Raw genomic sequence first — 10,356 nt, 5'->3', positions numbered from 1 at the left:
CAGTTTTCGGGTAGAGATTCAGCGAACGCCAATGCAGGTCTCCAATAGTAAATACGTATTTATTATTTGTGTGTTACCGAGTCAGTTATCTAATTTGCATTAGATTATTTTACCTCTTTGGTCAATTATCTTGAAATTGTACTAGTCCAAACTAGTCCAAAAACACCTATAAATCAACGTTTTTAACTAAATTTTAAAAATAAATTTTCCAACTAGTGTGGACTAGTTGCTACTTTTTGCTACTTTTTTGCTACTTTTTCTAAAAATGGGAACAAAAAAAAGAGGTAGCAGACAATTAAGTCCACTACCTCTACTAATTTAAAACTATTTAATTGTCGCACCAGTACCCGGACCGGCGTAAATTGCAACTCGCCCTTTTACTTCCGTATCAATTAAGTAAATATCTTTCGCTGGGTTACCTACAATATTGTAAGTTAGTCCACCAAATTTCTTAGGTGTTAGTAGATGGATCTCGTTGCCAACTGTATAAGGACCTTTCACACGATACACTCGCCAAGTATCTGCACTTGCCGGTAAGTGTAGTTTCTTAGTGGTATTCGCCACGCTACCACCTTTACCAGTAATTGTTGCGCCCGTTCCCGGGCCTGCATAGACTGCTACCGTACCTTTAACGCTTGTTTTAATCAAGTAAACGTATGGTGCTGGGTTACCTAAAATGTCATAAGTTAACCCACCGTAAGCACTAGGTGTTAATAGATGAACCTCATTACCAGTCGTGTATGGGCCATTCGCATTGTATACACGCCATGTTTTAGCACTTGCTGGTAAATGTAGTTGTTGACCAGTTGACGTTGTAGTTGCTGGATTAGCCACATACAGTTTTGATTCTGGGAAAATAAGGTTAGGATTCTCTAGCTTATTCCATTTAACTAGATTATCAACTGTCACACCATATTTCTTAGCAATTGCACCTAGTGTTTCGCCAGTTTGTACTGTGTGCATTTTAGCTGTAACAGAAACATAACCATCATTTTGAGTTGTGTTCGCAGCTTGTTGAGCAACTTTATAACCAGCCAATTCAGCTTTAAATTCACGCCATTTTTTCCAGTCATTCCATTGCCAGTTACCTGGGCACAATTTACCAGATACGTCATAGTGACGAATTACACGCTCATCGGGGATATTGTACTTAGCTTGTAATTGCTTAGTTAACCACTTAGCACGCTTGATAGTTTCGGGGTCAAATTCCCAATGCCAAACGTCTTTCCCCGTTGATGTATCTTGGCACATCTCGATACCAATACTGTTGTTGTTTGTAGCCCCATAGCCAAAATATCCGTTATAAGCACCTTTACCAGTACGGGAGCCGTCCCCAACGTGCCATGCTGGTGTATCGTCCTCTACTACCTGGACTATACCGTTCGCATCGACAAAGTAATGCGCTGAAGCACCACGATAGGTTGACTTAAAATAATTAGCATTCCCCCATGCTTGTCCCGAAGCACCCACAAAATGCTCAACGATCCATTCAGGGTTGTTTAAACCTTTAGTTCCCTTGTTGATTAAAGTTAAGGCTTTTTGAATTGTGTAAGACATATTTAGTCCTCCTTATTAAACTCTCTATTAGATACACCTGTGATTGTCCCTAGAAATGTTGTAAATGCCGTTAAAATTGTCAACATTGTGTCAGTGTTCTCCCAACCAAAAGATTGTCCTAGAACACCTATAAATACTCCCAATGCTGGCAAAAATAACCAGACCAGCCATTTAAGGACGTCATAAGTTTTGTTGCTTAATTTCATTGTCTCGCTCCTTTTGCAATAATTGATTTTTAAGGCTGCCATTTTCAATTCTTAGCTGACTATTTTCTTCTCTCAATTCATCATTAATTTTTTCTAACTTAATAACTTCGTTTGCATGACGTTTTTTCATTTCGTCCATTTGAGTTCTTAACTCGGTCATATCAGCTTGCATACTATCCATACGCACTTTGTTTTTTCCTAATTGTTGCTTAGTTTCTTCGTACAGTTTTTTCCACTCACTGCTGGCATACTGCTCACGCTCATTTTGGAACTTGTACCTCGTACCAAGATAGGTTAAAAAAGCTGGTACAATGGCAATCAAAAGTGGGTTTAAATCATCCATCCTTGAAATCACCTCGTAACGAAACGCCAAAACTAAGCAGTGCTATACCTAAAGTTAATAATCCCACGGTGTTCGGTGGCTCTGACAACACGAAGCTAAGACCGAAGAACGCCCAAATAAAGGTGAACGCTGGCAGTAATAGTCGTTTAATTCTTTTGAAGTCTAACAAAGTGGCGATGGTATATGACGCTCCTAAAAGTAAGAAGAAAACGCCTATAAAGCGGTGGTCGAATACGTCTCGTATGTTTTGATAAACCTTGTAAGTTTGTAAGATTTCAGGATGAACAATCAATTTCCATCCGTACGCAATTGACGTCAAAGCTAATAAATATGAGTAGTAATAGTAGATGATATGTTCTTTAATTCTTTTCATTTCTCACGCTCCTTTCTGTATTTTGGTACTAAAAAAGCACCCGGCTTTAATCGGATGCTTAGTAACTTGCGTAGAATTTAGCTTGGTTTTCGGCTGCGACTTCAGGCGTGATGTCCGCGTATGGGATGCCACGTTTTTCCAACTCTTTGATGACGTCATCTTTCCACAACGTTGGTATTTGTTCTACTGACCAAAGACCTTTTGAGATTAAGTTTAAATATACTAAAATCATTACATTGCACCTCCTAAACCAGTAACAATCTGTGCAATAGCTAAGTCAGTATTAGCCTTGTCGCGATCAAGTCTAACAAGGATGTACTCGTCTTTTTCGTAAACAGTTAAGTTAAATTTGTACTGTTTTGTTTTATTGCCGTCCTCGTCCGTGACTTCAATCTCTTGGATATTTTCCGCTTCATAGACATGTTCTGTGTCCATGCGGATAGCTTCTGGACGTTCAGTCGATTCGACGTTTAAATATTTTTGCATGATTTCCTCTCCTTTTCTCTAAACTCTTCGATGTACGGCTGAAAAGGTCTGATGTATTTATTTGAAAGTCTGTAAGCATCTGCAGCTTTCAACCAACCTGCGTAGGAGTTGATTGTGCATACGTCGTGGAAAGTGAGCGGTTTACCACTCAACACTTTACGTTTAATAGGCTTTAACTTCGCTTTCATCTGCTTCACAATAGATTTTCTAACCAACACATAATCCTTAAAAATTCGATACCCTACGAAGTCAATGCCCCGAACGTATGTGGGGAAAATTTGATAATTCTCTTTCAACTCAAGCTTTAAATTATCAGCTAAGTAGACCTTAATATCTTCAAGGAGTGCGTGCAGAAAAGCCTTGTTGTCGCTGAGGATGACACAGTCGTCCATGTAGCGGTAGTAGTACTTGACGTGCTTTTCTTCCTTGAGCCAGTGGTCAAAGTCCGAAAGATAAAAATTACCGCTATACTGACTGACATAGTTGCCAATGGGTATACCGGTATCGCCTTCTGTTGAGTCAATGATATCATCTAGTAACCACAGAACGTCTGGGTCTTTAAAGACTCTTCGAAATTTTTCTTTTAAAATTTGATGGTTAATGTGTGGATAATACTTCTTCATGTCAATTTTCAAGCAGTACTGACTGCCCTCTTCATCCAGTCGGATGTCATGCTTCACTTGCTTTAAGCAAGCGTGCATACCTCGTCCAGGAATGGCTGAATAAGTATTTGCGGTAAGGTTACGGATGATATAAGGCTCGATGACCTGCATCAGCGCCCATTGCACTATCCTATCGGGGTAGAAAGGTAGCTTATAGATCTCACGTGACTTCTGCTTGTCAATTTTCGTGAAAATCTCGTACTCTGAAGTCGTGAAGGTCTTATTTTGTAACATTACTTGAATGTTAGATAGGTAATAATCCACGTCCTTTTCTATCTCTTTAACCTCGTGATACCAACCTTTACCGCGCTTAGCGTTTGCATAAGCCAGCTTTAAGTTGTCCATAGAAGCGATTTCTTCAAATAAATTTCCTACTCTTTTCATATTTTATTATCCCTACTTTGTATACATATTTCGCCGAGCTTTCGAGAGACCTACTAACACAGCTTTTTTATGTTTCTGTTTTGGCGAGCGCCATGGTAATTCCGTTCATCATTATAAGTTTTACATGTATTCTAGGTGCGTGCCGATGTTACGATTACGATTCGAGAAAGCATTATTCAGATTCCAATTGAAGAGACCTGCATTAGTACCATTACTCCAATTACCGCTAAGGTGAGTAAGGGCAAGTGGTGCGTTTTTCTATTGTACTCCCAAATATGTAAGACCGATTCGGCTTGGAATTACCAAAAATATTCTTGTTAAATTTCATTTACTGGTGTTAAATTTTTACGGCGCGTATACAAGGCGCGCGCCGAAGCTACGATAACGATTCGAGAAAGCACCATTCAGATACCAATGGAAGAGACCCGCATCAGCACCACCACTCCAATAACCGCCAAGGCGAGCAACTAAGAAGTTATCATAAGCATTGTTTTGGTACAAGTAGTCGCCGATTGGTAGCGCTGAGTTCGCCCCACCGTTCGTTGCCCCGGGAATGAAAGCGAAGTCCGCATCTTCTGAGTACCCGAAGTACTTAATGTATCCGTTTGATTTAGCGATTGTGAAGCCAAATGGCTTGTAACTACCGTCAATGCCATTTTCTCGGTAGTCGCCTAAAGCGTACCACCCGTTGTGCTTGCCTTTACCCTCAAGCGTGAAGCCATCCACAATAGAGAAGATGTTCCCCCATAGGTTTTCCTCTCCACGATAAGTCGGAATTGCATAGCCGTCCGCGTCTACTGATCCGGACTTGTTCCCAAGGGTTTGAGTAGCACCAGTATTTGAAGTTTGAGAAGTTGCGCCATCATCCGCTACACCAGTTCTCCCACTACCTAAGTTCTCTTGAGTATTAAATGACGCATACTCAATGATGAACAGCAGCTGCGACATTGAAGCGGTAGCTAAGGTTTGTTGGTGCCATCCTTGGCCACGATTATTAGCCAACTTACGGGCATTTTCGCGCGTCAAGTTTTGAGTCAACCCACTTGCAGGTTTAGCGTTCGCAATACTTGAAAGCTTGTCACTAGCGAAGTCTGCTACCTGTTCGTCCAGTTTTAAGTATACACCTTCAGAGGTGTCAAAGATAGCACTTTCATAAGCCGAAACGTACACTTTTTGTCTGACTTTTCCGTTATGATCTTTAAATGCAGGGTGTACTTTAAAGCCTGCCCGCGGTTGGTCTGATACGTAGTATCGTGCCTTCATTAAGTTTTGACCGTGGCCGTCAGCGTTTGGCTGAGTTTTCAACGGCACAACTTTGTAGTAAAAGACCGGCTGTTCAACCATAACTTGTCCATTTGAGCCGTCTTCTTTATATCCCCCGTCCCCGAAAACCGCGTTGACTGTGCCGTTATCTGCAAGGTTGACGCGACGTCGACCACCGTACATGTTAAAGCCATCAAACGAAGCGCCTGGTGTACGACCTTCTGCATCACCTAAGCGAGTAAATTTATTGTTTTCAAAGTCCGCCTCAAGACCTAAGACACCTTTTTCAGCGTAGCCAACGTAAGCTTGTAAGTCATTTAAGCTAGTTTCAAGGCGGTTAATATCGCCAATTGTAGCCACCGCTGACGGGTCAATTTGAAGTGTTACGTTCTCCGCGTTTCCGACAGTAGTTGTTAGTTTGAACTGGGCACCAGATGGTGTCCGATTGTTAAAAGGTGGCATGTATCCGGCCACACTAGCGTTTGTTACCGCATATAAAATCTCGCCTACGTCAGGGTCTTTAGCAAAAAGTCCAATCGTTTGCATGTAGTAACCAACTGCTAACTCTTCATTAGAGATAGCCCCTTCAACGGTTACTGAAGCATTGTTGTTTCGCGCAATATTTGTGATAGGCGCTGTCTGTTTAACGCCTGATAAGCTGGTTAAAGACTCTAACTGTGTGTCTGTATAAGTTGTGCTAGACACACCGATTTTCGTAAATTCTACTGTACCTGTTCCTGACATTAATTTAGCCATCAGGGTTTGGCCATTTCGTGTGATCACGACTCTTTTAAATTCTGCCATGTTTTCAATCTCCTTTTCTACTCTGTGATTTCAAATGTTTGTGTGAAGAATGGTATTGCTGCGATATACGCTTCGCCATCAATTGCAAAAGATAGGTCAACGTCGTCAACTAAGTCGTACTTGTCGACTTGAGTAAATGCGCTTGTTACGTAAGTAGTGTCTGCTAGGTTTGATACGTTCTCAAAATAACTGTCCGTCATTTCAATGACTGCTGTATTTGTAATCGCTGAGGCAAGTGAGACCTTATCGTTAACAGCGCGAACGTCAAACTGGACAGCATCTGTTGCGGAAATCAGCATTGTCGGCGCGAAGCCTGCTGCGATATAAGCGTTGGTGGTTGAACTCATTGGGATTTCATTTCTCGAGATAAGCTCAAGGTTGGCCGGTATCATCTCGACCAGCGCGAAGTCTAACTCGTCGACTTGTCCCGGCAATTCCAGGTTAGTACGAATCGACAAGCGATAAGCGTTAAGCTCATAGTTAATGTCGAAGTTGAAGTTACCTTGCAAACTGGCTAACCGTCGCACTAATGAGTTGTGCGTGTAAGGCGTGATATTAATCCACCGACTTAACACCCTTGAGCGTCTACTTTCTACCGACTCGTCAGCCACTGGTACGATGCCCAAAATCGACTCAAAGATGGCCAGGCCGTTAGTATCAGCAGTTTTGATAAACTGGTTGGCTTTACTTGCAATAAACTCCTTTTCAAGCATTAAAAAGAGGGCATCTTCCGCCCTCAAAATATCGTTCATTTCCTGGACTTCTCGGTAGTAGTCCGGCATGTAATCTAGTAGGGTCATGACAAGCTCACCGTCCCTAAAATTGGCAACTCTTGCTTGTCAGGGGACAAATCCAGCTTCACGTCCTCATCTTTGCCATTTAATTTAATTCCGGCAGCATTGGCCACACCTTGAATCGATAAGATGGCCGAAGTAATCTGTGAGCGGTAAATCCAAGCCTCATAGCCAGTGGCCCCGCGAGTACTCCAGCGTTGGCGGACGCTCAGGAAGTAATTTTCAATGACGTTTTTCGCCTCATCAAAAATCGCTGTTTGATTCGCACCGCTCTCCACGTTCATATAAAATGATACGTCAATAACCTTTTGGACAGGTCCGCGAACAGTCACCTTATGACCAATTGGCGCGAGTCCTACTCCGCCACCATCTAGCGTCGGGTCAATAGCCTCTTGCACTTCAGAGACCAGTTCCTGGCTAGGTACTCCAAAAACATTGTTAACGATGGATAGTAGGACCGTACCACCACCCTGCCAGGCAGGATAGACTTGTACTCCGCCTACACCGTCCAGGTCAGTGATCATACGTGTGTAATCTTCAATATTCCCACCAAAAGCCCCGACCCCTTTTTCAGCAATCACCCTAGCTCGTAAGCTATCATCTGTTTCATCATCCCTTGCTGGTACAGTGATTTCAGTAAGCAAGGCTTGGCCAAAGTCGTTAAAGTTGTCGAGCGGTAACAACACACCGACGTACTCATTGCCAACCGACCCCGATTCCTCAGCAGTCAGTCGATAAATACCGTCGCTAACTTTTTCAGTCACAGCGTAATAGATGGGCCTATCACCAATACTTGAAAAGCGACTACCAATATCCACAGCGTAAGGTTGGCCTCCACTCGACGTGAAGGACGCTGTGACCACTGCTTGAGTGGCCGGTATTCTCATTATTCCTGCTTCTTCAGCACGTAAGTCTAAGTACTGACCCGTTGCCGACACGACGTAGCTCTCAAGCATAGTGTTTCTTAATTCCATCGTAAAGGTGGCCAGTTGATAGCAAGCTGGCGCTAGCGCGTCATAGATGATAGACCCCTCACGAGTATCGACGCCTGCCGGTACTCGAGCTAAAGCCTCTTCTATATAATAGTTATAATCATATGTTTCAAGATGAGCCCCGATTTCATCTGGTGTCATAGTTCCACCTCCATTTCTTCTGCAATATCCCCAAATAAAGTGCTAACTATGAAACTCACTTGTAGTGAGCTTCGGTCAACACCTGGCGTGATATTAAAATTCTCAATTGATAAGATGCGGTCGTCAACAAGTAGTGCTTCGCTGATTAGACGCTCTACTTCCATTTCGGCCAAAGCCATTTCTTCTCCAACCATGTCCTCTAAGTCGTGGCCGTAGCTTTCAGAGTAGATTTCATACTGGAATCTAGGTGTGGAAAGTATTTTCTCGATGGCTTGTCGCATCGCTTCTTGTCCGTCCACAAAACCTAAGATGCGGCCATGTAAAATTCGATAGGTCCTTGTTGGTACTTCTTCATCATCAAACATGACCTCACACCCTCTCTAACACATAAAACATTTGGCTTTTCTGAGCCTGTAACATTCTGACCCTATCACCAGTTTGGACGGCTTTTACAATGGTGTAGCGTGTGCCACTCACAGACACAGACAAGCCCTTGGCCACTTCTGACAAGGTGATAAAAGCACTTGGTATTTCTAGCCCATCTTCTCGCCTAATCTTCAGTGGTGTAGCACTAATGACAGTACCGTAGACCACTTCGACCATTTCACTTTCTTTGGGCTTTAGCTGTTTCATATAGCGTGCCAATCGTTCTCCTGCCATTATGCAATCACCTCAATTTCTAAATCCATCATTGCCGTATCCTCAAAGCTGTGTGTACACTGCGTGACCAAGACAAGCGTTTCATCACCGATTTTGACACCATTGACGGTGTCACGGGTTAAGTCGCTGTTGCGCCACGTAAATAACTTACCCGCACGTATTTCTAGGTTGCTAAGCGCTTTGACTGAGGTAGTAATAGTTGGTCTATTATGCTCTTTTAACAGCTCTTTATTTCGCTGCTTAAGTTGAGACGTGTTTAGATCCGCATCGGAAATGGTTTCAACAATTTGAAGTTTTCCCCACTTCTCAATGTTCTTATTGTCTTTTTCGACATAGATTTCACGCTTACCTTTCTCCTTGTCCTCTCTTAAAACTTTCACTGAGTTGGCAGCGTCATCAATAGACAGCTCGTACTCGTAGTCAGTCATCAAGGACTCATCACCGATTACAAGATTAGTGATTTGACGGTTTAGATTAAAAATTTCAATCGTGCCGAAGTTATCCCAAAAGGCAAAACGTTGACCGGACCCATTTCGTGTCTCTTCGATAGCGTCTTTTAACATAGAGTAGTATGTGTGCTTATCTTCAACGACTGCTGTACAGTTATATGTTGCCTTGTCTAAGACCTTGTAAGGTAGACCTTGCACTTCACAGATTCGTTTAAAGCGCTCCGTGACGGAGTTTGCATTAAAGAGTAGCGTGTCTTCGTTCTTGAGATACCGTGTCCTGTCGTAAGCAGTGATGGACCAAAAGCCTCTCACGCCCTGCTTACGTTTGCGTTTAAACACCTTGCCTTTGAAAATCTTTTGACCATCTATGCGCATCTCAACCTCATCGCCTTCGCGTAAATGCACGGTTGGGTTGTCCAGGAAATCAAATTGCAACTTACCCGGCTGGTACTCAGTACTTGTAAACCAAGAGCTACCCTTGCATAAGTCTGAAATGTCAAACTGTTGACGGTTGGTGATACTTGTTTCTAAAATCTCAATCATCATACACGCTTCACACTCCCTGCAGTGACCCAGCCACGCCAGTAGATTCGACCAGTCCCGTCCAACATGCAGACATGGTAAGGGTACTTGCGACCTTTCGCGATCAAGTTAACTTGTCGCCTAGCGTTTTTTTCGGTCAGTCCTGGTCCACTTCCGTACGAGTCACGGTGTAAACGCCCGTTGACTATGACCTGACAGCCAATAGTAATCGGCTTGTTTTTTGGTGCAGGACGTGGTGGCGGTGATACCCTCTTGGCAACAGTCTTTTTGTATTTTGGAGAAACTTCTTTAAACTCGTTTAATCCTAAAGTGTAATACACGTCACCAGTGGTATCATCATGGCCCCAATTGAATTCCTCAATCAAAGTCATTAAGTTGATACGAGTGTCGGTCACGATGAGTCGTACGCGGTCATGACTGGCTTTAGCATTCGTTAGCCTATCAATCCACGTCCTTGCAGACTCTTTTTTAGCGCCTTTCTCTATATAGCTCGCCGAATAGTCGGCGGGGAAAATAGAACTAAAAGAAGTGCCCAGCAACGCGTGGGCACCTCCCAAATTGACCTCACCCAATTTTGCGATTTCTACAATCTTATTATTGGATGAGCGTTTCATTTCTATTATTCCAGGGGAGACTGGAAGCATGTAGCGCTTCCCTTCTATATCTAAATAAAATCGGATAGCCATCTCACACTTCCTT

The 10,356-nt window shown here is 43.0% G+C and carries 14 protein-coding genes; all 14 read right to left on the bottom strand.

The window, feature by feature from the left end:
* Positions 1–324: 324 nt before the first annotated feature.
* A complete protein-coding gene (locus B2V22_RS06290; RefSeq protein WP_290491180.1) occupies positions 325–1,557 on the bottom strand; it encodes an N-acetylmuramoyl-L-alanine amidase in 1,233 nt (410 codons plus the stop codon).
* A 2-nt stretch (positions 1,558–1,559) separates the two neighbouring features.
* A complete protein-coding gene (locus tag B2V22_RS06285) occupies positions 1,560–1,763 on the bottom strand; it encodes a phage holin (RefSeq protein ID WP_290491178.1) in 204 nt (67 codons plus the stop codon).
* Positions 1,738–2,106, bottom strand: coding sequence for a hypothetical protein (locus tag B2V22_RS06280; RefSeq protein WP_290491177.1), 369 nt, complete (start codon positions 2,104–2,106; stop codon positions 1,738–1,740). The genes B2V22_RS06285 and B2V22_RS06280 overlap by 26 nt, the downstream gene beginning before the upstream one ends.
* Complete coding sequence (locus B2V22_RS06275; protein ID WP_290491176.1) at positions 2,099–2,479, bottom strand: hypothetical protein; 381 nt, start codon at positions 2,477–2,479, stop codon at positions 2,099–2,101. The genes B2V22_RS06280 and B2V22_RS06275 overlap by 8 nt, the downstream gene beginning before the upstream one ends.
* Before the next feature lie 58 nt (positions 2,480–2,537).
* Complete coding sequence (locus B2V22_RS06270; protein WP_290491175.1) at positions 2,538–2,711, bottom strand: CD1375 family protein; 174 nt, start codon at positions 2,709–2,711, stop codon at positions 2,538–2,540.
* Positions 2,711–2,965: a hypothetical protein gene (locus B2V22_RS06265; RefSeq protein ID WP_290491173.1), complete on the bottom strand. Its 255-nt coding sequence runs from the start codon at positions 2,963–2,965 to the stop codon at positions 2,711–2,713. The genes B2V22_RS06270 and B2V22_RS06265 overlap by 1 nt, the downstream gene beginning before the upstream one ends.
* The gene (locus B2V22_RS06260; protein ID WP_290491172.1) at positions 2,950–4,011 is read right to left on the bottom strand and encodes an RNA-directed DNA polymerase; all 1,062 of its coding nucleotides are present in this window, start codon (positions 4,009–4,011) and stop codon (positions 2,950–2,952) included. The genes B2V22_RS06265 and B2V22_RS06260 overlap by 16 nt, the downstream gene beginning before the upstream one ends.
* Positions 4,012–4,356: 345 nt before the next feature.
* The gene (locus B2V22_RS06255) at positions 4,357–6,078 is read right to left on the bottom strand and encodes a phage tail protein (RefSeq protein WP_290491170.1); all 1,722 of its coding nucleotides are present in this window, start codon (positions 6,076–6,078) and stop codon (positions 4,357–4,359) included.
* Positions 6,079–6,095: 17 nt separating this feature from the next.
* Positions 6,096–6,878, bottom strand: a complete 783-nt coding sequence (locus tag B2V22_RS06250; protein WP_290491169.1) for a putative phage tail protein — start codon at positions 6,876–6,878, stop codon at positions 6,096–6,098.
* Positions 6,875–8,005, bottom strand: coding sequence for a baseplate J/gp47 family protein (locus B2V22_RS06245; RefSeq protein WP_290491167.1), 1,131 nt, complete (start codon positions 8,003–8,005; stop codon positions 6,875–6,877). The genes B2V22_RS06250 and B2V22_RS06245 overlap by 4 nt, the downstream gene beginning before the upstream one ends.
* A complete protein-coding gene (locus B2V22_RS06240) occupies positions 8,002–8,370 on the bottom strand; it encodes a DUF2634 domain-containing protein (RefSeq protein ID WP_290491165.1) in 369 nt (122 codons plus the stop codon). The genes B2V22_RS06245 and B2V22_RS06240 overlap by 4 nt, the downstream gene beginning before the upstream one ends.
* A 4-nt stretch (positions 8,371–8,374) precedes the next feature.
* On the bottom strand, positions 8,375–8,665 hold the full coding sequence (locus B2V22_RS06235) for a DUF2577 family protein (protein WP_290491163.1): 291 nt from the start codon (positions 8,663–8,665) through the stop codon (positions 8,375–8,377).
* Entirely contained in the window at positions 8,665–9,660 is a 996-nt protein-coding gene (locus B2V22_RS06230) for an XkdQ/YqbQ family protein (protein WP_290491161.1), read from the bottom strand. The genes B2V22_RS06235 and B2V22_RS06230 overlap by 1 nt, the downstream gene beginning before the upstream one ends.
* The gene (locus B2V22_RS06225) at positions 9,657–10,196 is read right to left on the bottom strand and encodes a hypothetical protein (RefSeq protein WP_290491159.1); all 540 of its coding nucleotides are present in this window, start codon (positions 10,194–10,196) and stop codon (positions 9,657–9,659) included. Before B2V22_RS06225 ends, B2V22_RS06230 begins: the two co-directional genes overlap by 4 nt.
* Between the last annotated feature and the right edge of the window lie 160 nt (positions 10,197–10,356).

The sequence above is a fragment of the Aerococcus sp. UBA6277 genome, assembly GCF_002440555.1.
Taxonomy (GTDB): Bacteria; Bacillota; Bacilli; order Lactobacillales; family Aerococcaceae; genus Aerococcus.
Note: the sequence above shows the minus strand (reverse complement) of the source record. Positions and strands in the feature narration are given on the sequence as shown.